The organism is Butyricimonas sp. Marseille-P2440, from assembly GCF_900091675.1.
GTDB classification, from domain to species: Bacteria; Bacteroidota; Bacteroidia; order Bacteroidales; family Marinifilaceae; genus Butyricimonas; species Butyricimonas synergistica.
In genome coordinates this window covers 1201143-1227698 of the sequence record NZ_LT594610.1, presented here as the reverse complement: position 1 = coordinate 1227698, position 26556 = coordinate 1201143, and the positions used below count along the sequence as shown (strand labels likewise).

25 protein-coding genes are annotated in these 26556 nt (G+C 44.7%); 12 read left to right on the top strand and 13 right to left on the bottom strand.

The window, feature by feature from the left end:
• Positions 1 to 120 precede the first annotated feature (120 nt).
• The 10 genes from BN8899_RS20825 (at position 121) to BN8899_RS16060 (ending at position 8124) form a co-directional block, all read left to right on the top strand.
• The gene (locus BN8899_RS20825; protein WP_148375486.1) at positions 121 to 330 is read left to right on the top strand and encodes a hypothetical protein; all 210 of its coding nucleotides are present in this window, start codon (positions 121 to 123) and stop codon (positions 328 to 330) included.
• A gap of 471 nt (positions 331 to 801) precedes the next feature.
• Positions 802 to 951 carry a hypothetical protein gene (locus BN8899_RS16100; protein WP_157237432.1) on the top strand — a complete coding sequence of 50 codons (150 nt, stop codon included), beginning with the start codon at positions 802 to 804 and terminating at the stop codon, positions 949 to 951.
• Positions 951 to 1262, top strand: coding sequence for a hypothetical protein (locus tag BN8899_RS16095; protein ID WP_065220163.1), 312 nt, complete (start codon positions 951 to 953; stop codon positions 1260 to 1262). The genes BN8899_RS16100 and BN8899_RS16095 overlap by 1 nt, the downstream gene beginning before the upstream one ends.
• Positions 1263 to 1368: 106 nt before the next feature.
• Positions 1369 to 2772, top strand: coding sequence for an alanine/glycine:cation symporter family protein (locus BN8899_RS16090; protein WP_065220162.1), 1404 nt, complete (start codon positions 1369 to 1371; stop codon positions 2770 to 2772).
• 120 nt (positions 2773 to 2892) lie between these two features.
• Positions 2893 to 4122 carry a DEAD/DEAH box helicase gene (locus BN8899_RS16085; RefSeq protein WP_065220161.1) on the top strand — a complete coding sequence of 410 codons (1230 nt, stop codon included), beginning with the start codon at positions 2893 to 2895 and terminating at the stop codon, positions 4120 to 4122.
• 15 nt (positions 4123 to 4137) lie between these two features.
• Positions 4138 to 5637, top strand: coding sequence for a potassium/proton antiporter (locus BN8899_RS16080; RefSeq protein ID WP_065220160.1), 1500 nt, complete (start codon positions 4138 to 4140; stop codon positions 5635 to 5637).
• A gap of 278 nt (positions 5638 to 5915) precedes the next feature.
• Positions 5916 to 6488, top strand: a complete 573-nt coding sequence (gene rbr / locus BN8899_RS16075) for a rubrerythrin (protein WP_018336532.1) — start codon at positions 5916 to 5918, stop codon at positions 6486 to 6488.
• A 131-nt stretch (positions 6489 to 6619) separates the two neighbouring features.
• Positions 6620 to 6997, top strand: a complete 378-nt coding sequence (locus BN8899_RS16070) for a RidA family protein (protein ID WP_018336533.1) — start codon at positions 6620 to 6622, stop codon at positions 6995 to 6997.
• Between the two features lie 87 nt (positions 6998 to 7084).
• A complete protein-coding gene (locus tag BN8899_RS16065; RefSeq protein ID WP_018336534.1) occupies positions 7085 to 7660 on the top strand; it encodes a YdeI/OmpD-associated family protein in 576 nt (191 codons plus the stop codon).
• Positions 7661 to 7728: 68 nt separating this feature from the next.
• The gene (locus BN8899_RS16060) at positions 7729 to 8124 is read left to right on the top strand and encodes a DUF6146 family protein (RefSeq protein WP_018336535.1); all 396 of its coding nucleotides are present in this window, start codon (positions 7729 to 7731) and stop codon (positions 8122 to 8124) included.
• Here BN8899_RS16060 and BN8899_RS16055 read toward each other — a convergent pair.
• The 4 genes from BN8899_RS16055 to BN8899_RS16040 all read right to left on the bottom strand — a co-directional run bounded on the left by BN8899_RS16055 (position 8117) and on the right by BN8899_RS16040 (position 12836).
• On the bottom strand, positions 8117 to 8827 hold the full coding sequence (locus tag BN8899_RS16055; protein WP_065220159.1) for a nucleotidyltransferase family protein: 711 nt from the start codon (positions 8825 to 8827) through the stop codon (positions 8117 to 8119). The genes BN8899_RS16060 and BN8899_RS16055 overlap by 8 nt on opposite strands.
• 7 nt (positions 8828 to 8834) lie before the next feature.
• The gene (locus BN8899_RS16050) at positions 8835 to 9485 is read right to left on the bottom strand and encodes a response regulator transcription factor (RefSeq protein ID WP_018336537.1); all 651 of its coding nucleotides are present in this window, start codon (positions 9483 to 9485) and stop codon (positions 8835 to 8837) included.
• Position 9486: 1 nt separating this feature from the next.
• Positions 9487 to 10428, bottom strand: a complete 942-nt coding sequence (locus BN8899_RS16045) for a sensor histidine kinase (protein ID WP_231932402.1) — start codon at positions 10426 to 10428, stop codon at positions 9487 to 9489.
• Positions 10429 to 10514: 86 nt separating this feature from the next.
• Positions 10515 to 12836: a translocation and assembly module lipoprotein TamL gene (locus BN8899_RS16040; protein WP_065220158.1), complete on the bottom strand. Its 2322-nt coding sequence runs from the start codon at positions 12834 to 12836 to the stop codon at positions 10515 to 10517.
• A 131-nt stretch (positions 12837 to 12967) separates the two neighbouring features.
• On the opposite strand from BN8899_RS16040, the gene BN8899_RS16035 reads away from it, so the two are divergent.
• A complete protein-coding gene (locus BN8899_RS16035) occupies positions 12968 to 13669 on the top strand; it encodes an RNA methyltransferase (protein WP_231932401.1) in 702 nt (233 codons plus the stop codon).
• A 35-nt stretch (positions 13670 to 13704) separates the two neighbouring features.
• Positions 13705 to 14247, top strand: a complete 543-nt coding sequence (locus BN8899_RS16030; protein WP_018336541.1) for a porin family protein — start codon at positions 13705 to 13707, stop codon at positions 14245 to 14247.
• Between the two features lie 39 nt (positions 14248 to 14286).
• Here the strand turns inward: BN8899_RS16030 and BN8899_RS16025 are convergent, their stop codons facing one another.
• From BN8899_RS16025 to BN8899_RS15985, 9 genes are all read right to left on the bottom strand, one after another.
• The gene (locus tag BN8899_RS16025) at positions 14287 to 15531 is read right to left on the bottom strand and encodes an efflux RND transporter periplasmic adaptor subunit (protein WP_065220156.1); all 1245 of its coding nucleotides are present in this window, start codon (positions 15529 to 15531) and stop codon (positions 14287 to 14289) included.
• Positions 15532 to 15534: 3 nt separating this feature from the next.
• Positions 15535 to 17022, bottom strand: coding sequence for a TolC family protein (locus BN8899_RS16020; protein WP_065220155.1), 1488 nt, complete (start codon positions 17020 to 17022; stop codon positions 15535 to 15537).
• 126 nt (positions 17023 to 17148) lie between these two features.
• Positions 17149 to 19251, bottom strand: a complete 2103-nt coding sequence (locus tag BN8899_RS16015) for a hypothetical protein (protein ID WP_065220154.1) — start codon at positions 19249 to 19251, stop codon at positions 17149 to 17151.
• 1 nt (position 19252) lies between these two features.
• Positions 19253 to 20080, bottom strand: coding sequence for a hypothetical protein (locus tag BN8899_RS16010; RefSeq protein ID WP_222860560.1), 828 nt, complete (start codon positions 20078 to 20080; stop codon positions 19253 to 19255).
• A gap of 21 nt (positions 20081 to 20101) precedes the next feature.
• Complete coding sequence (locus BN8899_RS16005; RefSeq protein ID WP_065220152.1) at positions 20102 to 22261, bottom strand: O-antigen ligase family protein; 2160 nt, start codon at positions 22259 to 22261, stop codon at positions 20102 to 20104.
• A complete protein-coding gene (locus tag BN8899_RS16000; protein WP_065220779.1) occupies positions 22258 to 22920 on the bottom strand; it encodes an ABC transporter ATP-binding protein in 663 nt (220 codons plus the stop codon). Before BN8899_RS16000 ends, BN8899_RS16005 begins: the two co-directional genes overlap by 4 nt.
• A 29-nt stretch (positions 22921 to 22949) precedes the next feature.
• Entirely contained in the window at positions 22950 to 24122 is a 1173-nt protein-coding gene (locus tag BN8899_RS15995) for an ABC transporter permease (RefSeq protein ID WP_065220151.1), read from the bottom strand.
• The gene (locus BN8899_RS15990; protein ID WP_065220150.1) at positions 24116 to 25342 is read right to left on the bottom strand and encodes an ABC transporter permease; all 1227 of its coding nucleotides are present in this window, start codon (positions 25340 to 25342) and stop codon (positions 24116 to 24118) included. The genes BN8899_RS15995 and BN8899_RS15990 overlap by 7 nt, the downstream gene beginning before the upstream one ends.
• Before the next feature lie 2 nt (positions 25343 to 25344).
• The gene (locus BN8899_RS15985) at positions 25345 to 26553 is read right to left on the bottom strand and encodes a zinc metalloprotease (RefSeq protein WP_148375482.1); all 1209 of its coding nucleotides are present in this window, start codon (positions 26551 to 26553) and stop codon (positions 25345 to 25347) included.
• Between the last annotated feature and the right edge of the window lie 3 nt (positions 26554 to 26556).

Genomic DNA, 26556 nt, shown 5'->3' with positions numbered 1-26556 from the left:
AGATGGGTATAAGGGACGGGGCGCGAGGCGCGGGTCAGCCGCATCGGGTGGAAGCTGTTCATCGAGTGGGAAATCCCCGCCTGCCCCACCGGGCGTGCCGCCCCGGATGACGAACTGCTGGTGGGCTACTTCTACGAGTCCCGCCCGGATTCCCCGCAACTGGTTGCCTCCACCGGGTTCACGAGGCAGGAACGCAAAGCCCAAGTCATCCTCCCTTCCAAGCGGTTTCCCGTCGTGGAAGACGTGCACGTGTTCCTCCTTTTTCGCCGTGCCGACTACCAGAGCTTCTCGGAGAGCCGCTACGTCGGGCTGATCCGGAACGAGGGATAATTTCACGCGATATTTTCATCTTTAACTTCAAATTATTAAAAATTTTTATATCTTTGCATCGAGGATCATGCGGAAAGCCGCTAGTAAAAGTCCTCTCGTGATGTTGTCCATTTTTTGAAGTCACGTTCAAGATAGAAATATCCGAGAAAATGGGATTGCAACACTCGCGCCGTTTACTCGTATATTCTTTTTAGAATTATACTCGTAACGGCGTGGGATTGCTTTTTCATGCGGATAGAACGTGACTTCCATGATTGAGCCGTCCCCGCCGTTATATTATAACTCCCGGGGTGACTTATCAGCCCGGGAGTATTTATTTCTGGTTATTTTCCGTGACAAATTAGAATCACGAGGGAGTGGGGTTTCTATAACTCTTACACGCGACCATATGCTATCCCCGCTCCCGGAAAGGGGGGAATGGACTACACCCCCTTTCCTTTAACGATGCTAACTTATTACAAGGATATGAACATGGAAACAAACACAAACATGGGAAATGGCACGAGGCAAATCCTCGTCGAGTTCCCGCCGGTAGTGGAAAAACTGGACGTGTGGTACCTGGACGAGGTACCCATCGAGCCGATAGACGTCCTTCTCGCTTACCCCATTTGCCCGAACTGATGAACTTCGACGAGGAAAGAGAACGGCGAGCCAACAGGATTTTCGCCACGCACGCCGCCGGAACATTCGGGTGGTGGATCACGCTATTCTACGCCCTCTTCTTCGCCCGGCTCGATTTCGACACGTACTTCCTCACCGCCTTCCTGCTCCCCGTCGCCTCGCTCGTGCTATTCAGCGTGCGCCTGCTTTTCGGCTTCTCGCCCACCGACTTCGACGACCGCTTCAGCAAGGTGCACGCCGCCTGCTCGTTCCTAGGCATCGTGCTCGCCCTGCTAATCCTCGCCCGTTACGCCCTTGAATGGCTATTTTAACTTTTTCCCCCCTCTTTAACTTTTTCCCCCTCCCGTGAAACACGTTCAGAAAGTTTAACGTAAAAACCAAACAATTGAAAATGGAAAATAAAAGAACTTCTCCACGATGGAAACACTGAACAACTGGATTATATCTGTCAACGACTTTATCTACACCTACATACTGATCGCCGCGTTGATCGTCATCGGGCTATATTTCACGTTCAAGAGCAAATTCGTGCAATTCCGCGACATCCGCGAGATGTTCCGCCTGCTCGGCGACGGCATCGCCGGCGGCAAGAGCCACAAGAACTCGGTCACCTCCTTTCAGGCTTTCTGCATCGCGACGGCTTCCCGCGTGGGAACGGGCAACCTCGCGGGCGTGGCGACGGCACTCGCCCTTGGCGGGCCCGGCGCCATCTTCTGGATGTGGCTCATCGCGCTGGTCGGCTCGGCGTCCGCCTTCGTCGAATCGACGCTGGCACAGGTATACAAGACGAAAGGCGAGCGCACCTTCATCGGCGGTCCCGCCTTCTACATGGAACGGGGATTGCGGCGGCGATGGATGGGCATCCTCTTCGCCGTCATCATCACCATCACGTTCGGGCTGGTATTCAACTCCGTGCAGGCGAACACTGTGACGTTCGCCTTCAACGAGGTATTCGGCACGAGCCGGGTATGGTTCGGGGCAATCCTCACGGCGTTCACCTTCCTCGTCATATTCGGGGGCATCCACCGCATCGCCGTCATCTCGGGGATACTCGTACCCTTGATGGCTATCGCCTACATCCTGCTCGCCGTGTACATCCTCGGCACCCGTGCCGGGATGCTGCCGGGCGTGATGGGCAGCATATTCTCCAACGCCCTCGGGTTCGAGCAATTCGCCGGCGGCGGGCTGGGGGTCATCGTCATGCAGGGCATACGCCGCGGGCTGTTCTCCAACGAGGCGGGCATGGGTTCCGCCCCGAACGCCGCCGCCACCGCGGACGTCAGCCACCCGGCGAAACAGGGATTGATACAAGCGTTAAGCGTGTTCACCGACACGCTCATCATTTGCAGCTGCACCGCCTTCATCATCCTGCTCTCCGGCGTGCCTCTGGACGGTTCGGTGAAAGGCATCCAGCTCACGCAGATGGCGCTCACCCGCGAGATCGGCAGCGCGGGCGGGCAATTCATCGCCGTCGCCATACTGCTCTTCGCCTTCAGCTCCATCGTCGGCAACTACTCGTACTGCGAAACGAACCTGCTCTTCATCTCGAAGAGCAAAACCTACTTGCAGGTGTACCGCGTCGCCGTGGGCGCAATGGTCATGTTCGGCTCCGTCGCGGCGCTCGACCTCGTGTGGAACCTCGCCGACCTCGCCATGGCAGTCATGACCGTCATCAACCTCGTGGCTATCGTGCTGCTCGGCAAAATCGCCTTGAAAGTCTTGCAGGATTACCAGCGGCAAAGGCGAACGAGCAAGAAAAACATCATTTTCAAGGCATCCTCTATACCCGAACTGAAAGATTCGACAAGTGAATGGGAATAAAAACAATTTTTTTCTTAACTTTGCATCAACAAGACGGGAACCTTAAACATGAAATCCCGCCACACGCGGACTCCCGGGGGACACGGGAGCGGGCTTAAAAACATAGAAAGACTTATAAAGATGAGATTTGACGAGCTGGAACTAGAGCAAGAAGTATTGCAAGGATTGGATGCAATGAACTTTCAAGAAACAACCCCTATACAAGAATTAACGATACCCGTCATACTCGAGGGAAAAGACCTCATCGCCTGCGCGCAGACAGGCACGGGAAAAACTGCCGCTTACACCCTCCCCATCCTCAACCGGCTGGTCAAGGAAGATGAAAAAACGGACAGCGTGAAAGCCGTCATCATGGCGCCCACGCGGGAACTGGCACAGCAAATAGACGTGCAATTCGAGGGATTCTCGTACTTCCTGCCCGTATCCACGGTAGTCGTCTACGGCGGGGGCGACGGGGCGTTGTGGGATCAACAGAAACGAGCGCTGCGCCTCGGGGCGGACGTGGCTATCGCCACACCGGGACGGTTGATCGCCCACCTGCAACACAGCGATGTAGACCTGTCACAGGTCAAGTACTTCGTCCTCGACGAGGCAGACCGGATGCTCGACATGGGATTCTTCGACGACATCATGCAGATCGTCGCCAAGCTGCCCAAGGACAGGCAAACCATCCTCTTCTCCGCCACCATGCCCCCGAAGATCAGGCAACTGGCACAGAACGTGCTGCGTGACCCCGTGGAAATCAACGTCGCCGTGTCGAAACCCAACGAGGCAATCATGCAAGCCGCCTACATCTGTCACGAGAAACAGAAAATGGGAATCATCGAGGAACTGTTCAACAAACCGACCGTCCACAAGACGCTCATCTTCGCTTCCTCCAAGCAAAAAGTAAAAGACCTCGCCTTCACCCTGAAACGTAAAAAATACAACGTGGCGGCAATGCACTCCGATCTCGAACAATCGGAACGGGAGGAAGTCATGATGAACTTTAAAAATAACAAAATAGATATCCTCGTTGCCACCGACATCGTGTCGCGTGGCATAGATATTGATAATATAGGATTGGTTATCAACTTTGACGTGCCGCATGACCCGGAAGATTACATCCACCGGATCGGGCGTACCGCGCGGGCTGATGCCGAGGGAGTTGCCATCACCTTCGTTTCCGAGGCGGAACAAGGAAAATTCTACCGGATAGAGCAATTCATAGGAGAAGAAGTCTACAAGATTCCTATCCCCGCCTCTCTCGGGACCGCACCGGCGTACAACCCCAAGGCATTCGACCACGGCTCGCCAAGAGGGGGACGCCGCCCCGGTAACCGCTCCTTCGGGAAAAAGAAAAGAAATTAACAAAAAGAAACGCTTATGACCCTAGACGCCGGAAACATCTTACTTATTGGATCTATTCTATTATTTGTCAGTATTGTCGTGGGAAAAGCCGGTTTCCGGTTCGGGGTACCGGCGTTATTGCTCTTCCTTGGAGTCGGAATGCTCTTCGGGACAGACGGGCTCGGGATCGAGTTCAACAACCCCCAAACGGCACAATTCATCGGCGTTATCGCGCTAAGTATCATCCTATTCTCCGGCGGTATGGACACCAGCGCCTCGGAAATCAAACCCGTTCTCGGGCAAGGGATCGTGCTTGCCACCGTCGGGGTCATGTTCACCGCCCTGCTCACGGGATATTTTATCTATTACATCACCAACCTCGAAAACAGCTTCGTCCAGCTCACCTTTATCGAATCGCTCCTGCTCGCCTCGGTGATGTCGTCCACGGACTCGGCTTCCGTGTTCTCCATACTCCGCTCGAAACGGCAGGGATTGAAAGAAAACCTGCGCCCCATGCTGGAACTGGAAAGTGGTAGTAATGACCCCATGGCATACATGCTGACCATCCTGCTCATCCAGATCATCCAATCCGGCGAAAGCAGCCTCGCGAACACCGCCCTCCAATTCATCATGCAAATGAGCATCGGCGCCGTGGCGGGATTCCTGCTCGGGCGGCTGGCAGTGTACTGTATCAACAAACTGAACATCAACCAATCCCTCTACCCCGTCCTCTTGCTCGCCTTCGTGTTCTTCATATTCTCCTTCACCGACCTGGTGAAAGGTAACGGCTACCTCGCCGTCTATATCGCCGGACTCGTGGTCGGCAACCGGAAAGTGGTACACAAAAAGAGCCTCGCCACCTTCTTCGACGGAATCACGTGGCTGTTCCAGATCGTCATGTTCCTCACGCTGGGCTTGCTTGTCAACCCGTCAGAACTGCTACCGATCGCCTCGCTCGGGATTTTTGTAGGAGTCTTCATGATTATACTCGCCCGCCCCGTCAGCGTATTCCTCTGCCTGCTTCCTTTCCGGAAGATGACCACCAAAGCGCGCGCGTACGTGTCGTGGGTCGGTTTGCGCGGCGCAGTCCCTATCATTTTTGCCACATACCCCCTCATCGCCAACATACAGCACGCCTCGTTGATATTTAACGTCGTGTTCTTCATCACGATTCTATCCCTCGTCGTGCAGGGTACAACCGTAAGCTACATGGCAAAACTACTCGGCCTTTCCACTCCGGAAACACGACAAAACGTCTTCAACGTGGAACTCCCCGAGGAAATCAAGACCGCCATGTCCGAGATCGAGGTCATCCCCTCCATGCTCGCCAAAGGCGACCGCCTCATGGATCTGGTACTACCGGACAACACGCTGGTCGCGCTCATCAAAAAGAACGACTCCTACTGCGTCCCAAAAGGCAAAACCAAACTACACACGGGCGACAAACTCCTCGTTATCACCGACGACGACGAAGCCCTCAAAAAGACATACGAGAGCCTGGGTATCACGAATTACTCGATTCACAAGAACGAGTAGAGAGCCGGAACGGCTCTCTCTAGTCCGTAAAGTCCATAAGGTCTATAAGGTCATTTGACCCTGCGGGCGCTTTGTCCACGGCAGCCCAGCTGCCGATAAACTCTGTCCGAAGGACACCCGTGACTTTATGGACTTTACGGACCTTATGAACTTTACGGACCTTATAGACCCATAACAAATTTCTATAACTATATAAAAAATAAATATTTGTTTACCTCCACGATTTGTTGTAATATTGTAACACGAAAAATGAAAACAACAGCTAATATACATTTACTATGAGTATCAAAGGAACAAAAACAGAACAGAACTTATTGAAATCATTTGCTGGCGAATCACAAGCCAGAAGTCGCTACACTTTCTTTGCAAGCGTGGCTAAAAAAGAAGGCTTCGAGCAGATCGCCGGAGTATTCATGGAAACCGCGGAACAAGAAAAAGAACACGCCAAAAGATTCTTCAAGTTCCTGGAAGGCGGAATGGTTGAAATCACGGCATCCTACCCCGCTGGTATTATCGGGACTACTGCCGAGAACTTGAAAGCTGCCGCTGAAGGCGAAAACGAGGAGTGGGCTGACCTCTACCCGGAATTCGCGAAAGTAGCCGAGGAAGAAGGATTTACCGCCATCGCGGCAGTGTTCCGCAATATCGCGAAAGTAGAGGCTGAACACGAGGCTCGTTACAGAACCCTCCTCGCCAGAGTGGAAGAAGGCAAAGTATTCGAGAGAGATGAAGAAATCCTGTGGCAATGCCGCAACTGCGGTTACGTGCACAAGGGTAAAACAGCGCCGAAAGCTTGCCCGGCATGCGCTCACCCGCAAGCATACTTCGAGGAAAAGAAAAACAACTACTAGCAGGGATTAAAGTAAAAAACGAAAGCCGAGGATCATTTCTCGGCTTTTAGTTTTTAGCTTTTATCTTTTAGTTTTCCTATCTTTGCCCCGCGAAACGCGAATCATATATTAATTAATAAAATAAAGTGATTATGAAAAAAGTTATCAACTCACCGAAAGCACCGAAAGCCATCGGTCCTTACAGCCAAGCCATTGAAGCGAACGGAACGCTTTACATCAGCGGTCAACTCCCTATCGACGTGAACACCGGCAAATTCGTGGAAGGCGGCGTGAAGGAACAAACCGAACAATGCTTGAAGAACATCGGTTATATCCTGGAAGAAGCCGGATATACCTTCGACAACGTGGTAAAATCAACCTGCCTGCTCGGTGATATGTCTTATTTCGGCGATATGAACGAAGTGTACGCTAAATATTACAAGAGCGACTGCCCGGCACGTGCCGCTTTCGCCGTGAAAGCACTCCCCATGGGCGCCATGGTTGAAATCGAAACCATCGCCGTGAAATAAGTCTGGAAAAGATAAAAGTAAAAAGCCGGGGAAAACATCCCCGGCTTTTTACTAGAAGCAAACTCCACAAGAAACACGGTAAAGTAAATGAGAGAGGTAGAGAATTTAAAAACACAGTATTTTACAAATAGAAAAGATTGGAGAAAATGGCTCGAAAATAACTTTGAGTCAGAGCAAGAAATCTGGTTTATTTTTCCGCTTAGATCAACAGACAAACCTTGTATATCGTATAATGATGCAGTGGAAGAAGCCCTGTGTTTCGGATGGATTGATAGCACGGTAAAAAAACTTGACGACGAACATAAAATCCAACGCTTTTTGCCTCGAAAGAATAAAACATACTACTCTCAGCCGAATAAAGAACGGTTGAAATGGCTCTTGGAACATAATTTGATCCACCCTAAAGTAAAAAAAGACGTGGAAAAGATTTTACAGGAAAGATTTCATTTCCCGCAAGACATTATTGACAGATTGAAACAAGATGAAACCGTGTGGAGAAATTATCAAAAATTGTCGGAATCGTACAAAAGAATCCGCGTGGGATACATTGAAGCGGCAAGAAACCGTCCCGATGAATTCGAGAAAAGATTATCCAATTTCATGAACAAAACAAGAGAGGATAAAATAATTGCCGGGTATGGCGGTATTGATAAATATTATTAGACCGCCTTGTTTTTCTCCTCTTTTTTTCGTATCTTAGACTCACTTATAAACAAATAAAAACAGTGATTATGAGATTATTCGGATTACTCCTTGTATTCGCGCTCTTTTTCTCTTGCGCCTCACAGAAAGATGTCGCACAGAATAAGAAGGGACGTTGCGCGATCAAAGATTCAGCGCAATATGAATTGATCGTTTTCGATCCCGGATTCGACTACTGGCTGGCAACTCACCAATCCGTGGCAAACCAACACAGCAATGAATATTACCAAAGCATGAACCTGCAATATTCTATCGAATGGAACAGGCGCTATGCCATGGGCGACCCGAGAATAAATAGTTATATCGATTACAGCATGAATAAAAACTATGGATTCGATTTTAACTACAAGCTGTACATGTATTTCAAGTTCTTCGAGGACACGAACAGGATCAAACTCATCCCGGGAAGCAGAAGAATTATTTAAATTGGCTTGCTTTCCTGATCGCTTCCGGTGTACCGAGATCAAGGACAAAGCCGTCGTGTTGAAAAAGCTCGACGGGATGGTCTTTCGCTTGGGTCAGATGCTCGTCTATGATTGAAAAAACTCCTTTAAGCACGATATTTTCCAGATAATCGGGGCTTAGTACTTGTATGCCGCAATAATTATATTCTGTCGCCTTGTAAAAACCTTCGTCCACGATCTTCTGTTCACCCGTCCGCTTGTTCTCCCAGCCTTTCAGTATGCCGTGATTGAACTTCAACACCCGATCTGCCAGACAGGGTTTAACGACCAAAGTAGCATACGCGCGGCGTTCCTCGTGTTGCCGGATCAAAGCATTCAAATCCAAATCGGTCAATATATCCACGTTATGGATCAGTACCGGCTGACCGGGAATAAACAGGTCACGGGCTTTCAGTACCCCTCCCCCCGTGTCGAGCAATTCACCCCTCTCTTCGGAGAGAACAATATCCATCCCGAAATTATCGTGTTCCCGCAAGAAGGTTTTCACTTGATCGGCAAAATGGTGAATGTTTATCACCAAACGCTCCACCCCAACCTCCTTCATCCTACCGATCACCAGCTCCAGCAACGTTTTCCCGTTCAATTCCACCAAAGCCTTAGGTCTGTCGTTCGTCAACGGTCTTAACCGTGTCCCCAGCCCGGCGGCGAAAATCATTCCATTCATCAACTAATTAAATCTCTATTATGTTATTCTTTATCGCGTACATCACCAGCGCGGCCGTGTTGCGGCATCCTGTCTTGCTGAGCAGGTTGGCGCGGTGCTTGTCGACCGTGCGCTTGCTGATAAACAATTCGTCGGCAATCTCTTGGTTGGAAAGTCCCCGGCAAACGTGGTACAGTATTTCCAGTTCCCGTTCCGAAATATCATTATCCGCAATTTCAGGTGCCTCGTTCTTGTTATCCCGCATATTGTTCAGAATATTCACCAGCAATTCTTCCGAGAAGAAGCTCTCCCCTTCCGCCACTTTCTGTATCGCGGTGACCACTTTATCGATGCCGGAGTTCTTTAGCAAGAATCCTTTCGCTCCCGCGTCGATCATCTTGTAATAGTATTGCTCGTCACCGTACATGGAAAGCACGATGATCTTCAGACCGGGCTTCATCTTCATCGCCTCTATCGTCGCATCGATACCGTTCATCCCGGGCATCTCGATGTCCATGAGTACCACGTCACAATCCACGAACGACAGGTTCTCGATAAACTCCCGCCCACTGGAAGCCTCGTAGATATGACGCACGAAATCCTGTGTCGAAAGCAACAATTTCAAGCCCTCGCGAAATAACTTGTGGTCATCGACCAGATATATTCTCAGTTTATCCATATTACTTACATTTTATAAAAGCCCGGGCAATCATACCCTTGCCTCGTTCACTCAATATCTTAATATCCCCGTTACCGGAGTTCAGGCGATACTGCATATTGCTCAATCCCATCCCCCCGTCGCTCTCCGCCAGCTTCACGTCAAATCCCATGCCGTTGTCCTCGTACTCGAGATATAAAATACCGCCCTGCAACTGCAAATCGATACTGATCTTGCTCGCTTCGGCATGGCGCAACGTGTTATTGAGCAACTCGCAAACCACCCGGTACATGATAACCTCGACATTGTAAGCGAAACGATTATTCTCGAGATTTGTTTTAAAAACAATATCAATTCCCTCGGCAGGACGCAATTTCTTGATAAATGACTCCACGGCATCCTTCAAGCCGAAATTATTCAATATATGGGGACTGATATTTGCCGATATTTCCCGCACACCCACGATAGCTTCGTCGACCGCTTGCTTGAGGTTCCCCTTGATCTTCTCGTTCACCTCCGGGGTGTTGCCCTGATTAAAGCCGGAAAGCAGCATCTTGATGACACTCAACAAGGGTCCCAAGCCATCGTGTAATTCCTTGGCAAAACGTTGCCGCTCCTGTTCCTCCGTGCGGATTACCGCCGACAGTACCCTTTTCTCTGTTTCACTCCGAATCCCGTCCAAACGACGCAGGAATTGAAACACTTTCCGTATATAAAACGCCCCGATAGCAAACGCCAGGGAAATCACGAATGACAACCACACCTTCGTCTGGTACAATTCTTCCGATTCCCCCCGGTGCATCGACGGCACCAACTCTATCGCCCGATAAATCGCCATGAGAAAGAAGCCCGTGGAAATCAATATCCACGCCGCATTGAACTTTGTCCGCTTGAACAGGCTGATTGCAAACCCCATCGCCACGATCTGCAACAACAACGATAAATATACAACGATCTGTGTCACCAAGAGATATGTAAGTTAAAAGTTAAAAATTAAAAGATAAAAGTTATCACCCAAATATCGGTATAATTTACAAATTTACCAAACCCCTAGAACGGATACCCGATTGCCACGTTAAATACCGAGCGGCGGAATCCCCCGTTGGAATTAAAGAGGACAAAACGCTGTCCTGCCGGAAGTGAAGGGTCTTTCAGTTTTATACCCAAATCGAAACGCAAGAGGAAGAAATTGGCATTCAAACGCAAGCCGGCTCCCGTGCCTACCGCTATTTGATTAAAGAAATTGTAATTCAATATTGCCCCATTCCGGTCTTCTTTTGGGTTGATATTCCACACGTTACCCGCATCCACGAATAAAGCGCCCTCCAACAACCAAAGCAACTTAAAGCGATACTCGATATTCGCCGCCAACTTAAAGTCCCCCACGCTATTCGGGTATTTCTCTACAGCCAGATACGCACCCGGTCCTAACGTTCTTGCCTGCCAGGCTCGCATATCATTAGCCCCTCCCGCGTAGAAAGCCTCCTCGAAAGGCAACACTTTCATGTTTCCGTAGGGATAACCGCAACCGACAAAGAAACGTCCTACCAAAGAGTTCGCCCGATTGATATACCAATTGTAACGGTACTCGGCATCCGACTTGACAAACTGTGCGTAACGTACCCCCAAGAGCTTATAATATTTCTCGTCCAGCGTTTCCCCCTTTTTCTTGCTCCCGGCAAGGTGGTCTATCACGTTCAACACGTTGCCGGAAGTTTCCACGTTCACCCGAAAGTAATTGTAATTCATTGTTTTCACGTTCACGAGTTGATCGGTGAACGTTGCCGAGAACACTGCCGAGAGGATCATGTGATCCGTGTACGCATTCTTGATATACTCGTTCTTCAACCCGTCGATGAAATTCTTGTCCACATCCTTCATCAACACGTAGTTCAGGTCGATTAGATCAAAATTGTACCGCCATTTCTTGTCCGCCTTTCGCCACAAGTAACCGAACCGGGCGTTGGCGATCGAGCGGGTATAGTAAGGCGTATACTCGTAACTGTAAGAGAAGGAGATAGACGTCTTCGGGGCATAATTCCGCCGGAAGTCCTTCATCTGCAAGAAAGGCATCCAAAACTGCGGCGTCACGAGTTTCAATTCCGCCCCGATCTCCGAGGTATTGAATATCTTCCCCTCGCCGTTCACCTGTTCCTTACGCAGGCTTCCCCACACGCTGGCAGAGATATTCTCCCCTGCCCGGAACACGTTGCGATGGTTATACGTGAAATTACCCCCGACTCCCAAGTTACCCGAATTGTGGGTTCCTTCCAGAAACACGTTATACGATTGCCTCTTCACGGGCGACAATTGTATCACGCAGTCTAGCGCTTTCACATCCCCGTCGGATGCCACCTCCTTGAAATCGATATTCACCAGCTTGAAAAGATTCAAAGCTTGCAACCGCACGTAAGTATCAATCACACGCTGCGCATTGTACAACTCCATTTGTTGCAACTGGATCGTTTCGATAATCATTTTCGGTTTGATCTTCAACTTATCCTTATATAGTATCGTGTACCCGTTGTAAAGCAACGAACTATATGTGGCATTCACTTGCTCCGGGCTGACCAGCGGGTCATAATCGAAGTTCACGCTGATATTCCGCACGAAATAACGCTTGTAGGCGTTGCTGTCCACGGCATTCTCGACAATATGCACGAAGACCTTTGCCATGTTCTCTTTCTTCACGGAAGAAGTATCCGCCATAAAACGGATAAAATTCTTCGAGAAATTGAAATACCCCTTCTCCCGGAGCATCTTCGTGATTCTCTCCCGCTCGTCGTCCAACACGTCCAAATCGAGGGGTGTATTCTTCTCCAACAGGGTGTTCACCGTATCCCTCCGGTAATTCGCCATCAGACCACTTTCCTCCGCTATCCGGTTACCCGGGCGTCCCTCCGGTTCGTCAAACTTCACGCTCTCGATCGTAGTGACGGGACCGACCTTCACCGCATACTCGACGTTTGCCCTCTTTTTCTTGTAATAAACCGTATCCCGTACTTGTGCCTGATAAAAACCTTTATTGTGGAGGTACAACTCTATTTGTTCGACACTCCGCTTCGTCAGGAATGGATCGTAAACCACGGGAGCCTCCCCGATACGGCGCAACCACTGGTTGAAATTCTTTTTTTCATTCCGCCCACTCAAATTATATAACCCGAGGTGGAAGCGCACCGTACCCAATATCCGGGTGTTCGGTTTCTGCCGTATATTCCGTTTCAAATCACTTCTATTCAGCTTATAATCATCTACCTTCACCTTCACGTGATCCAACAAATATTCATCCTTCCCGACGTATTTCGTCGGGGAACACGAATACAGAAAACAGAATACAAACAGAATAAAACTTACCTTGTACGCTCCACGCATGCTCAAAAATCTCAAAAAAATACTATGTTTGTGTTTTATTTTAATCAGCAAACCCGAAAAGAATGCTTAGCAAACACCTAACAAATGTAATCCAAAACCTTGAAAAAAAGAAATTCAGGGAAAAATATAATTTGTTTAAAATAGAAGGAGAAAAACTCGTGCAGGAATTACTCCTCTCCGACATGACGATAGACACGTTGCTCGCCCGTCCCTCGTGGATTGAACGCAACATAAAAAACATCCGGCAATATAACACGATAGAGGTAAACGAGATTGAAATGGGACGGATTTCCAACTTCAAATCCCTGCCCGAAGTCATCGCCCTGGCACAAATCCCGGTGAAAGAACACTCCCCGGAAGAAATAAAAAATGAACTGAGTGTCGTGCTCAACGGCGTACAAGATCCCGGCAATATCGGCACGATCCTCCGCCTAAGCGACTGGTTCGGCATTCGCGATATATTTTGTGACCACGATTGCGCGAACATTTTTAACCCGAAATCCGTTCAAGCCAGTATGGGTGCAATTTTCAGGGTGAACGTGTTCTACTTGGATCTTGTTGAATTTATCCCGCGGTTCGTGGATCAGGATTTCCCCTGCTACGGGGCGTTCCTGGAAGGTGAAAACATCTACCGTACAGATCTTCGGACAAAAGGATTCATCGTGATGGGAAACGAGGGAAACGGTATCAGCCCCGAAATCGAAAGGTTTGTTACCCGAAAAATAACCATCCCGAGCTTTGCACACAGCCCCTATTCGACGGAATCCCTGAACGTGGGCGTTGCCACGGGCATCATCCTCTCGGAATTCAAGAGAATAGAGTATAATAAATAGCAACAATTTTATTTAATCACACAAAAAAGAACAGTATGAAAAAGATTGTAATTTTAGCGTTCTTCAGCCTTATCGGCTTAACCACGATGGCACAATCTCTCCCGATAAACTTGGGTATCCACGGGGGATGGAACGACACGAAGATCAACGCGAAGAAACAAAAAGTAGAATCTCATGGCGGTTACATGATCGGTGCTTTCGCCAGAATTAACTTTGGAAGTCTTTACCTTGAACCGGCTTTCAACTTCGCTCACAAGGAAAGTAAAATTACCGCCGGAAACATCGGAAAATTCAAATATAGTTCTATCGACATCCCGGTAATGGTGGGTTATCATATTCTGGAACTCCCTATCTTTAAACTCCGCGGATTCGTCGGTCCCGTGGCCTCTTTCGTGACCAAGAACTTGAAAAAAGACTTCAAGTCCGACAAGATGATGTGGAACGGTAAAGTCGGTGCCGGTGTAGACGTTTGGAAACTCACTTTCGACATTGACTACGAATTCGGTCTAAAGAAATTCGGTGACAGCATCAAAGCCCCGAAATCATGGAACTTGACACTCGGTTTCAAGATTATCTAATAGGCTAAAAGCTAAAAGAAGGTGTGTTTTGACACACCTTCATTTTATATGTAAAACCTCCTTATCCCGGTATCTCCCCATATCCGAGAGAATCACTTTTTCGCCGGTAGCCAATCCCTGCACGACCTCCACGTGTTCGAAACCACTCTCGCCCAACACGACTTTCCGTTTCTCGGCTCGATCGCCGTTTACTACCCACATATCATAATCGCCTTTCCCCATGTAGTAAGCCCCCGTGGGAATCCGCAGCACGGCGTCTTTCATGGCGTGGGTAACGTGTACATCCACCTTCAACCCCGAACGCAAGCGGGTATTGGACTGATCTTCCAGGAACACGACGAACTTGATAATCCCGTTATTTACCGAGGGCGTAACATTCCCCACCGAGCCGGAAAGCTTTTCGCTCCCGATCACCACGTTCACCCGATTGCCAGTGGTGATCTTATCCGCGTAACTATCGGCAATCTCACCCTCCACCTTGAAACTCGACAAATCGGACAGTATCGCCAGATTGCTCCCCTGCGACACGGAAGCCCCTACCTGATCGTTAATCCAAGTCAGCGTGGCAGAACGGGGAGCCATGATCTGAGCCTCCCCCAACGTCTTGTACAACAAATCGATATTCCTCTTCGCTATCTTGTAATCCAATTCCAACGACCGGATTTCCGACTCGGAAGCACTCTGCTTGTTCTCGAACTTGCGTTTCAATTGTTCAAACTGCATTTGCTTCACCGTGTAATTCAACTCCGCCTCCCTCACCTTCTCTTTCGTGCTCGCCCCGATGCTATCCAGGTAACGCTCGTTATTCAACGACACCAGCGTGCGTTTCAGCGTCATCTCGTCAATATCGATCTGCATTTTCATCTCCGCCAAGTCGCTCGCTATCGTCTTCCGCTGCAAATCCAGCTTGCTCAACTGCATTTCCAACGATTCTTTCTTGGTTTCATAGTCCGTCCGTATCGTTTCCAGATCAAGCTGCAACAGCGGCTCCCCCTTCTCCACCCGGTCGCCCGATTTCTTGTACACCTCCAACACCTTCGACGACACCGGGGAAGCAATGATCTCCTCGGCGAAAGGCACTATCTTTCCCGTAGCGTACACGGATACTTCCACGGCTCCCTCGTCCACCATCCCGAAGTTCACCTCCGCCCCTCGGATTTTAGGTTGAAACACGCCTACCAAAAACCAAAACACCCCCGTGCACACCACCACGGTAACAACGACCTTTATTATCAATTTCCTTTTACGCCGTTTTTTCATCTCCGGAGAAATAGCCTGATCCATAACTTAATATTTTTCTTGTTCGTAAATAATATCCTCTTTCTTCTCGAAATCATACAAAGTCAACTTGCGCAAAGTGTAAAAATACACCCACGACGAGTATAACTGGCTGATATACGTCCGCCGGGCATTGTCCTGCTCGGTCTGTGCCGTGTTCAAATCAAGCACGCTGATCTGTCCCAGCACGAAAGTTTCATAAGCCGTCTTGTACCGTTTCTGTGCCACCGTGTCAGCCAGCCGGACGATCTCGTTCAGCCGATTCTGTTCCTGGTACTGTTTCACCGCCGTCAACACCTCCTGCTCGAAATTCAATGTTTCCTTCTCCATTTGCACCCTTGTGATCTCCTCCTGCGAACGGGCAAGTTCCACCTGTCCCCTTCCTTTCCCCCAATTCAATATCGGGATACTGATCCCCAGGCTCACCGATTCCCGGTTACGCAGATTACGGTACGTGTGCTTGAAATCCCGGTCGCTTCCCGTGTAACCGATGGAAGCGTAGACATCCGCTTGAAACCCCCGGTTCGCTTTCGCCTGCGCCACCTGCTGCTGCGCTTGCAACATACGGCACACCACATCATACCGGAAAGGATTGTTCCTGCTTGCCAACTCCATCACGTGCTTAAACGTCACCTCTATCTCCGGGCATTCCCCTGGTATATCCGGCACAATCACCACCTGGTCGTTATACCCGAGGTAATTCCTCAAGGCAAACATCTTCTGATCGTACGCCTGCTCCGTCTGTATCAAGGAAGAAGAAGCATTCAGGTAATTCAGTTTCAACTGCAACAAATCATTATCGGAAATCAATCCCCGTTCCCGCTTCCCTTGGGCTATCTGCATCAGTTTCTCCGAACTCGCCAGATTTTGCTTATCAATATTCACGTTAATCATCGCCAGCAACAAATCGAAATAGTACGATATAGCCTGTATCGCCACGTTCTCCATGCTCACGGCAAACTGTTGCTGAGCCTCCTTGTACTTCTCCGGCTCGATCTTCATGCTCCACTTCAAGGGATTCGCCGTGATCAACGGTTGCGAGAGCACCACGTTAAACGGCACGCTCATGTACTCCGTCGCCCGCTCCCCATCCAGCTGATCTACCCGTTCCAATTGCGACTGCAACGACAACTGCCCTCCCGTCAACGGGATATTCTGCGTTACCGACAATGACAATTGCTCCGAAATCGAGTTACTCGAAACATACTTGTACGTCCCGTCCTCCTTCAAGTAACTCGACAGCGTCCGGTTGAAACTCGGCAACGTCCCCATCAACTTCACGTTCGGCAACAAATCCGCCTTGTAATTCCTGTACTGCCAATACGCCGCCCGCAACTGGCTCTTCGCCACCATCGCATCCAACGACTGCTCCTGCGCCAACCGTATCGCCTCCCCCAGCGAAACCACCTTCTGCTCCTGCTGCCCGAAAGCTCCCGGATGATGTAAAAACAATAATAATAAAAGACCAATGAACCACCTATTTCCTCTTATTTGCATAACAAATCATATTTCAGCCGTAAAGCTATATTCGTAGCTTCAAAGTAAATTAATTTATTCCACAAAACAATTCAACAAATATTGTAAAATCATTGTAAAATACACATCCGCTCGGGCATCCAAATTCTATTGACTTGAAATGACAGAATGATAAATGAATCGTTGTTGCCCATCTTCATACACGAATGGAAGTTCTTCCTTACCATGATCCAAGTTTCGCAACCAATATATCTTATTTAAAGGAACCTTTTTAAATTTCAAAAAACTAAAAGATGCCCTTTTTATTCCAGCACTTTTCCATCCATTCTCCCAGTACATAAGCTGATACCTCTCACCCTTAACGATATGATTCTCCGCATTCAAAGGTGCCATACGAATTTTCCGCACAACAACAGGCTCTTCCAATCTCAAAAAATCAATCATCATAGAAGAGGTTGTTTGCATATTCCCGTCAAAAGCTGCTCGATCCTGCATTTTATCTAAATCTTTCTCTGCAAGCTGTACGTAATTTCCATCAAACTTCTCAAGTCCGATTTGCCGTTCATTTTCCACGGGCAAATGCCATATAGGCATGACATATTTATAACCGGATTTCTTATCAGCAAGAAAAGCCAAAATAGAAATATTAGAACCAAAATCCGTCACATTCGGGGCAACATACCGATAATATCGATAAGCCTTATTATTCCCACTTAATTCGTATTCCTGCAACTGCAACCGGGGACGCTTTTCTATCCGGTATAAAAGAGATGCATCCGAAAAATCCTCTTTATTAGCCCCTTCAAAACGCCCGTTTACCATAGACTCCGCCCCCTTTATCATATTCGTCTTCTCCGGATATTTACGAGTCAATAATATACTGCCAATACTATCTTCACTTACTTTTTCTATCAATTTTTTCACGGCAAATTCACCTGTAACTGAATCCAAAAGTGTAAGATAAAAAGGATCTCCAAAAAATTCGACCTCACCTTCTCTCAAATACACCGGAAAATAAAGCAAATCGTAAAGAACTTTCTTGAACAACACGCTCTGTTTCTGTACATCTACAGTTCCCCAAGTCACGGGAACCATTCCTTTCTCTGAATTCCGGAAGGTATAAAGATAAGCTAAACGATTTGAAGTCGTTATCGGGAAAGGTAATTCCAATTCAGTCACCCGGTAACGAGTCTCGGTAACATCTTTTATACATGGGCTATCAAACTCCCGGGGTATGCTTTCACCTTCTCTTCTCAACATATAGGGAGTATCTTCTTGCGCCCCGAACATATCTCTATATATATTCAAAGAAGGAGATAATAATAATACCCCCGATTCTGTTTGAGGATTAAAAGCATGCCAACAACCCAGGCTATCCATATAGGAACAATAATAATGGCGGGAGACTTTTTCCTTGTAAGCCATATTATAATCGACAACGACGGGATAGCCACAAGCTCTTAAAATATTACAAGCATAATTTGCCATTTCTTGGCAAGTTATCTTAGCAGACAAGAATATATCATACAAACCCAAACCGGCAATGGTATCATTATGCCCGAACATGGATTGCATTTTCAACGCATAATGATTATAACGGAAAATATAATGATTCATATCCTTTTCTTTAAAACGGTTCAGTTGCTTCGAGAACATATTGTTCAACTGTTTTCCGGAATAAATATAGGGACATTCCGTCATACTGCGATACGGCAGAATGTATTCGCAAAATTGACTAAATGTTAACTCCTTAGCCAAATATGAAGTTTCCCATACTTGAAAAGCATTATCTATATGTTCTATTAAAAACTCGGCGCTCAAATTTTCAAGGTCTGAAACCGAATGACGCAGAAAAACAGGCAAAGGAATAGACGTCATTTTCATCAATTTAGCAGTAACCAACCCGTAATCAAAAAATTTCTGTTCCAAAGAAGGAGTCTGCAATAAAGCATCCGTTCTGTTCCGCACCAAACTCGTGTACAGGTAATCAATCTTGCGCCACAAATTTAACAACGAGGTATCTTGTTTCTCGAATTGCATCTGGTTATGATGCCACTTCATATTCGAAATCAGAAAAGAAGCCGCCTTGTATTTTAAAGTGTCCTGTCCCCGTTGATAATGTTTCAATACCTTTACTAATTCTCCCCGATTTTCTCCCGCCAAAGTCAACGATTCCATTACTTCCTCGGAATAACGGGTACACCCACAAACGGCACACGTGAAAACAAACAAAAAAACAACTCGTTTCATACTAATTCATATTAAATCGAACCAAAGTCCTGCTCTCCTTCCCGTCAATATACCCGTACAATCTCTCGTCCGAACCATCGAAATAGATACCCGTTACAGGTCTGTCAACTCGAAAAGCTGATAATATATTCCCTAGCCAATCAATCACCAGCAACATTCTTTGATATACCCCATCGTTACCCTTTAAATGTGGCTGGTAAAAACACAAGGCGTAAATCCTTTTCTCGGATACACTTATATCTCGACAACAGAATCTTTCCTCCTTGTAAAGCACCACGCTAATATCATTCTTCTCCCGAACTACCAGCTGCGGGTAATAAAAACAATGCCTCCATACGCTATCAATCCTCTGATTCTCTACGTTACATATTTCTATCATTCCGCTATGGCGATCCATACAAACAAAAGCTTTATTATCCGGTCTTAACCGCAATATCGAAGCTGCGTATAAAATTCGTTTTGTCTTTTCTGTCATTCCGGGATAATCCGGGCGTCCCGGGTACGAGAGATAATACTTTTCATCTCTTTCCGGCAATGAATACAAACAATAACGTCCTTGCTCGTGAAGCCCGACAGAAATAATATATGAATCTCCTCTTACACTCGTCAGGCTTCGTTCTTGCAAACATGGTGGCAATTCCTTATTTGCATCCCGTGTCCTTTCATCTTCTCTCAGCGCAACACGATTCTTCGGTAATTCATTCAACACTTCCGTGAAAACAACATTTTCGGTATTCAAAAAATCCACATCCTGTTTCGCTTCATACTTCAATAAATCAAAACATCCCGCTATACAACATGCAATTAAAACTATACAGACTTTCATCATAGTATCTTTCATTAGATTTCGTTAAAAACATGCTTCACCTCCTGACACAGGTAATTCCAGCGTGTTACTTCTGTACCAGACGGCAAACTTGTTCAAATACTTCGTAGAAAAAAACGGACGCTTTTCCACTCTCTCGAAAAGCTTTCCCGACGTGATATTCTCTTCCATTTTCTCTAACGCAAAAAAAGAACCATATGCCAACCGCATAAAGCATTTCAAATACTTCATTCCAGCGTCAGTATTACCACGGTCACATTCTATTACTCCCAAATAATACCACGGGTAAATCAAATTCGGCAATACCTGAATAACCTCTCTATACAATTCTTCCGCCCGAACCGTATCTCGCAAAGAAAGAGCGATCTTCGCATAATTTGCAAGCATAATCGGCTCATCAGGCATCTCTTTCACCCTATCTTTTAATTGCATCTGAACGGCAAGAGTCATTTCTTGATCCTGTTCCCGTAATCTCTCCCAAAAAGGAGAATCCATAATCCGTGGGTTCAATTCAGTCACTCGTACCAAACAAAGAATAGCCGCATCCTTCTTCCCTTCACTGTAACATAAGTCAAACATTCCCCACTGGTATAAAAAATTATTGGGATACACCTTTACCAGATTCTCTAAAATCCTTTGGGACAAACCCGTCTTGCCACTTCGCGTATATATTCGAGCCAAATTGTATTGCAACTGGACATCCCAAGGATTTTTCTCTAGTGCCAAACGTGTGTAATATTCTGCTTTCCCCCAATCCTCAAGCAATGAATACATCAACGATCGATTGATCAGGTATGGTGTTCTCTCGCTTGTTTTCTCGATCACTTTCCGAGCTTTATCATACTCTTTATTCTTCACGGCTTCCAAAAACTCGAGATTATACCTTTCATTCCTGTAATATAGCATCAAATTCACGTACATCCCGACAAACAACAACACACATCCTAGCCGCACATAGCGGGATATACCCGGGGATAATTCCCGTGTTTCTCCTTTTTGACGTACAACACTCTGTCCAAAAGCCAGAAGCGTTAATCCCAAAATCATGAGTCCCGGGGTTTCCAAGAAAACGGGAAACGTCGCTTCCCGTACCAACAGAATCAAGAAACACCCTCCCAAGAAAACCATCCACTTGTTACGCCGATGTCTGAAAAAAAAGCAAAACAGGTAAATAGCAAACATTCCCCACAAGGCAAAACCCAATATCCCTTTTTCAGCCAGCAATTGCACGAACATATTCGGTGCAAAACTCGTGTACGAGATCAGATCATCTTCGTAACGTCCTGCGTTAGCAATCAACGTGTAATTTCCCATTCCCGCCCCCGTTAGCGGTACTTCTTTCAACATACCCGCAACAGCTATACTCCTCTCCACTCGCCCTTCTATACTTCGTTGCTGTGAAATGGTTTCTGTCATTCTCAATGTTCTGCCCACTTCCCGCGGATAAAATGCCATAACTAACAACGAACAGCAACAAAGCCCCGCTACACCTCCGATTTTTCTTCCCATTCTTCCTCTAGCCGTTAAACATATCCCGATGCATAATAACAACAACATGAAAAAAGCAACATATACACCCCGGGAGAACGATGTAACCAAACCGAAAATAATCGGGAATAAACATCCCCATAAAATGACAACACTTTTTCGTTCCTTACGGTACAACATCAACGTGATATATACGATCATGAAAAACACGATCAATAATGATGCCCACACGTTAGCAATATTACCCAAAGGACGATGCAAAAAACGGAAATCATACACATTCTGCCATCCTACCTCTCGTATGGCAGAAGCAAATATCCCGAAAGCAATAAGCCCGAACCACCCCAATATTCCAAGAAACAAACTTAATAAATACAGCAACTTTTTAAATTTCTGTCTATTCCGGAACTCGACACGTAAAACGAAATAATAAAATACAGCTAATGTTACCGGAATGATTGACAGACGTGTCACTTCTCCGTTTATAGTTGTAAACAACGAGGTTAGGTCATATACCCACAGAACAACAACTCCAATGTCTATCCAAGACAAACACATTGCTTTTTTACGCCCTCCAAACCATAAAAGCGCTAGAACGATCCATCCGCCCAAGAGGTATGGATCATTCATCGCGCATACTGTCACGATCACGAAGAAAAGCAACAGCCCAAACCCCCATCTGTCTTTACTTGTCATGCCAGTTTACCGTCAAACAATCGAATAATCCGCCCCGTTTCTTTTGCTAATCCCTCGTCATGTGTTACCATCACGATTGTTGCCCCCTCCCGGTTTAACCCCGTGAGAATATCCATGATCTCCACTCCCATCTTACTATCCAGGTTTCCGGTAGGCTCATCCGCCAAGATCACTTTCGGTTCTCCTATCAACGCCCGGGCTATTGCCACCCTCTGGCATTGCCCCCCGGATAACTGTGCCGGAAAATGTTTCAACCGATGAGTCAATCCCACTCGTTCTATAATCTCCAGTGCCCGCTTCTTATTCTCCGAAGAAGAACTTCCCCGACGATACAGCATGGGCAACAGCACGTTGTCTAACACGTTCAACGAAGGTATCAAATGAAAACTTTGGAAAATAAATCCCAACTTCTGGTTCCGCATCCTTGCCATATCTTTATCCGACATTCGATCGGCACGTACGCCATCAATTATCACGCTTCCGCTCGTTGGCGTATCCAACAAGCCCATAATATTCAACATTGTACTTTTCCCGCACCCGGAAGGACCCATAATTGCCGCAAATTCTCCGGCTTTAATAGTCAAATTGATATCTTCCAACGCATGAGTTTCTATCTCGTCCGTGTAAAATGTCTTATTAATATTTTCCAAAGTAATCATAGCAATATATTTAAATTTATAATTCAATTTTATTCCTCCCGCATTGCCTCTACCGGATTTATTCGGGAAACCTGATAAGCAGGATACCAGGCACTAAATACTGAAAATAATATCATCACGAAACAAGCCGTACCCAGTGCCAATAAATTAACTACATTGAACTGATATACCCAAAAAAACAAAATCATACCGGGAATCCATGCTAAAACAGTCAACACCAAAGCTTCCGTGATAACAAAATTTTTCAATCCAAAAGGAGTTGACCCCACAACAATCCGCAAGGCAAATTCTTTTTTTCGCTTAGAAGAATAAAGCCAAAACAAACCAAACGTACCAATAAAAGCGAAAATAAATAAAAAAACAGTTGGAATCAATACTCCTAACAAGGTAATAAAATCATTTTGCATCTGAGCTCGCTTCCATTTTTCCACATCCGCAATCGACAATTCAAAATCATCTTTTCCCATCATTTTATAAAATTCTTTATTCATCAAACTCCGGAAATCATTAGCTTTTCCTTCTTCTACTCTTGCGGTAAATTCCATCCATCTATTACCGTGATCTATAAAGCTCGGGATAATCAATGTTGGATAAGAGGGCTTTAATGGTTCCTGCTTAACTCCTGCTATAACACCTACTACAGAGAATGCCGCTCCATTAAAATATATTTTTTTTCCAACTCCTTGATTCCACCCCATTTCATTTTTTAATTGCCTCGTAATCACAGCAGGAAAAGAACCATCTTTTTGTTGTATATTAGTTAACCACTTCCCTTCCTCTAACTGTGGTTTAAAAACTTCTAATATATGTTCATCTGCAAATTTCAGGAGAACTTTAATTTTCTTATTATCAATCAATATTGAGTCATACGGATTCATATTCTCCGGTCTCATATAAGGAACAAACGCTATGCTTTTTCCAAAAGCGACTACATACGGCTCTTTATTAATTTTTTCTACCACTTGAGTCATTTTTTGATTTACCTCACTAAATAAAGGGAACTTTGCATTTGGAGCAAGAAAAATATAACAACAATACGTATTTCTTGTATTTAGCATTCCATCTGTAAAATATAAATAACTTTTTTCTCCTATTACTGTAAAACAAAATAACAACACTACAAATACGATTATTTGTTCCACAAACATTCCTCCATATGCTCTTTTCTGATTCCAAAATAACACAAAAATATGCCTCAACATTTCGAACCTCCTTTCAACATATCAATAATAGGTCGTTTCACCATCCAATAAGCTGGTATCCCCCCAGAAAAAAGAGAAAAAAATAGAGATAATGGCAATATTATCGCAAATATCATACCCCAATTTAAACTAGCTAAAATTGTCATCTTCCCATCAATAGTCTCTGAAAATAATAAACAATCAATACCTTCACATACTGGTAACGTTAAAATAATACCTAAAATAGTACCCAACACTACCAATAAAAAATTTTCCATCAAAATAGACAAAAAAGCCGTCTTTTTATCTGCTCCTAAAGCTCGTTTCAAGCCAATCTCATTAACTTGTATGTTCGTATTAGCCATACTTAATAATACAATATTCAATATAGGTATAATCAATAAAATAAATATAATACCACAAACTCCCATCATTAATAAATCTCCACCATATCTTTCCACCGTAACCTCATCCACTGTTTTAATCTGTTTTAATGTAGAACTTCCTTTTACATTATACATTTTTGTAAAAAGTTTAAAAGCGCTTGTTATACTTCTCATTATAGCCTCTTGGTTCATATTTTCAGGAAAAAGGATATATGTTTTAACCCAATCGTTACCCGTAGGTATTTGTTTATTAAATTTTTCTGGAACCCAAAGTGATGCATGCCCCTCTTGTGAAAAAAATGATACATCAGCAACAACTCCTGTAATCTTATATGTACCTTGCTGAAAGTAAATCTCTTTATTAAGCACATCTTTATCTGGGAAAAAAGTTTTCACAAAATTTTCATTCACAATCGCACAAGGTATTTCCATCTCACTTTTCGTAAATGCATGTCCTTGAACAAATTCAAATTGAAAGACGTTCCAATAATTTTCATCTATAAAATGAATTCCATAATCATTATATTGTCCATTTACTAAAATACTAGCTGCTTCAAAATGAGAAGACGTATAACATATTTTCTCCTTCAAATTGCTTACTAATGTTTTAACATCGCTTTTGTTTATCCCTTTAATAAATTTTCCTGTATCATTTTCTAAATAATCTGGAATAAATACAATCCGTTCAGCGTTTAAAACTGGAGGTGTTTTATCCAATAATACATGGGATATTTGCATGATAATTGTAATAAATATAAATGTCAACATTGTTCCAAGTACACAAAATAAAGCATAGGCTTTATGACAAATAATATTACACCAAATTGGTTTAAAAAAAAGACATAATTGACTCATAACTAATATCTAATCCTTTTAAACTTATAAACGACACCTAAAATCATCTTAAACAATAAATAAATTGTAAATATAAAAAATAATAATTTCACGACTACGATTTGTGTTAGTTGATAATCTGGTATTTTTCCTGCAACTAATTCTAATACTATTTTTTGTATATGAATTGGAAATGTCTTAATAAAATCATACAAAAATAAAGGAAGTAGATACAAAAAATAATAAGCAAAAAAGAAATTAACGACTAAAGAATAAATCGACATAAAGAATTTCTCTCTTTTTTTCATTCCAAACAAGAACGGTTTCTTTTTTATTCTTTTATTCTTTATTTTCTTTAAATAATATGAGAATACTTCCATAGTCCGTTGTCTTAAATTAGGTACACCCAATAAATCTGATATAATCCAATAACCATCAAATTTAAAAAAAGGATTTAATGTGATTAGAAAATTTAGATTCACTACATAAATAAAATATTTCAACAAAATACTATTTGTATAAAAATAAAGTAACAATATCGGTATTAGTAATATTAACTGAAAATATACTCCCGAAAAATTCACAACTAATCTTCTTTTCCTAGAAAGCTTCCAGATATTAGAAACATCTGTGTAAAAGACAGGAAAATTAAGATACAGTCCAAAACCTATTCCACCATGCCTAACTTTAAAATAACGACAAGCAGAAGCATGTCCCAATTCATGAATAAAGGAAGATATAACAAATAACAATAATAATTCGACAAGAGTATATAAATTAAAACGATGTGATGTAACTAGTGATAAATGATTAGAAAAAAAAAGAAATTCTAAACAACACACTATTCCCAAAAATAGAAGTATAATCTCTTTTTTTAGCAGAATTTTTAGAAAATCAGAAAAAATATTTATAGAATTCTCTGAAAGTATTTCTTTTTTTATCAAAAAAGAAGAATGTGATTTCCCAACTCTATTAATAATAGGGTCTATATATTGTTTAATCAATAACTCCACCTCTCCTTCTGTATAAATTTTATTTTGCTTTTTCCCAAATAATATCACAACTTCTTGGAGAGTATTTGCTTGTTGCAAAACAGCAATTAAATTAACGATAGCAGTATTAACCTCAAAATAACATTTTCCTGAGCTAATTAAATATCTAGTATCTTTACATGAAATTTCAAATGAACAAATTTCTATTTGTTGAATTTTATCTTTGTATTGTTCCATCATAAA

Bases quoted from the DNA above. Each gene is read 5' to 3' on its own strand.
- BN8899_RS16100 (WP_157237432.1), top strand. From the start codon at position 802: ATGGAAACAAACACAAACATGGGAAATGGCACGAGGCAAATCCTCGTC.
- BN8899_RS16095 (WP_065220163.1), top strand. From the start codon at position 951: ATGAACTTCGACGAGGAAAGAGAACGGCGAGCCAACAGGATTTTCGCC.
- BN8899_RS16090 (WP_065220162.1), top strand. From the start codon at position 1,369: ATGGAAACACTGAACAACTGGATTATATCTGTCAACGACTTTATCTAC.
- BN8899_RS16085 (WP_065220161.1), top strand. From the start codon at position 2,893: ATGAGATTTGACGAGCTGGAACTAGAGCAAGAAGTATTGCAAGGATTG.
- BN8899_RS16080 (WP_065220160.1), top strand. From the start codon at position 4,138: ATGACCCTAGACGCCGGAAACATCTTACTTATTGGATCTATTCTATTA.
- rbr (WP_018336532.1), top strand. From the start codon at position 5,916: ATGAGTATCAAAGGAACAAAAACAGAACAGAACTTATTGAAATCATTT.
- BN8899_RS16070 (WP_018336533.1), top strand. From the start codon at position 6,620: ATGAAAAAAGTTATCAACTCACCGAAAGCACCGAAAGCCATCGGTCCT.
- BN8899_RS16065 (WP_018336534.1), top strand. From the start codon at position 7,085: ATGAGAGAGGTAGAGAATTTAAAAACACAGTATTTTACAAATAGAAAA.
- BN8899_RS16060 (WP_018336535.1), top strand. From the start codon at position 7,729: ATGAGATTATTCGGATTACTCCTTGTATTCGCGCTCTTTTTCTCTTGC.
- BN8899_RS16055 (WP_065220159.1), bottom strand. From the start codon at position 8,827: ATGAATGGAATGATTTTCGCCGCCGGGCTGGGGACACGGTTAAGACCG.
- BN8899_RS16050 (WP_018336537.1), bottom strand. From the start codon at position 9,485: ATGGATAAACTGAGAATATATCTGGTCGATGACCACAAGTTATTTCGC.
- BN8899_RS16040 (WP_065220158.1), bottom strand. From the start codon at position 12,836: ATGCGTGGAGCGTACAAGGTAAGTTTTATTCTGTTTGTATTCTGTTTT.
- BN8899_RS16030 (WP_018336541.1), top strand. From the start codon at position 13,705: ATGAAAAAGATTGTAATTTTAGCGTTCTTCAGCCTTATCGGCTTAACC.
- BN8899_RS16025 (WP_065220156.1), bottom strand. From the start codon at position 15,531: ATGGATCAGGCTATTTCTCCGGAGATGAAAAAACGGCGTAAAAGGAAA.
- BN8899_RS16020 (WP_065220155.1), bottom strand. From the start codon at position 17,022: ATGCAAATAAGAGGAAATAGGTGGTTCATTGGTCTTTTATTATTATTG.
- BN8899_RS16015 (WP_065220154.1), bottom strand. From the start codon at position 19,251: ATGAAACGAGTTGTTTTTTTGTTTGTTTTCACGTGTGCCGTTTGTGGG.
- BN8899_RS16010 (WP_222860560.1), bottom strand. From the start codon at position 20,080: ATGATGAAAGTCTGTATAGTTTTAATTGCATGTTGTATAGCGGGATGT.
- BN8899_RS16005 (WP_065220152.1), bottom strand. From the start codon at position 22,261: ATGACAAGTAAAGACAGATGGGGGTTTGGGCTGTTGCTTTTCTTCGTG.
- BN8899_RS16000 (WP_065220779.1), bottom strand. From the start codon at position 22,920: ATGATTACTTTGGAAAATATTAATAAGACATTTTACACGGACGAGATA.
- BN8899_RS15995 (WP_065220151.1), bottom strand. From the start codon at position 24,122: ATGTTGAGGCATATTTTTGTGTTATTTTGGAATCAGAAAAGAGCATAT.
- BN8899_RS15990 (WP_065220150.1), bottom strand. From the start codon at position 25,342: ATGAGTCAATTATGTCTTTTTTTTAAACCAATTTGGTGTAATATTATT.
- BN8899_RS15985 (WP_148375482.1), bottom strand. From the start codon at position 26,553: ATGATGGAACAATACAAAGATAAAATTCAACAAATAGAAATTTGTTCA.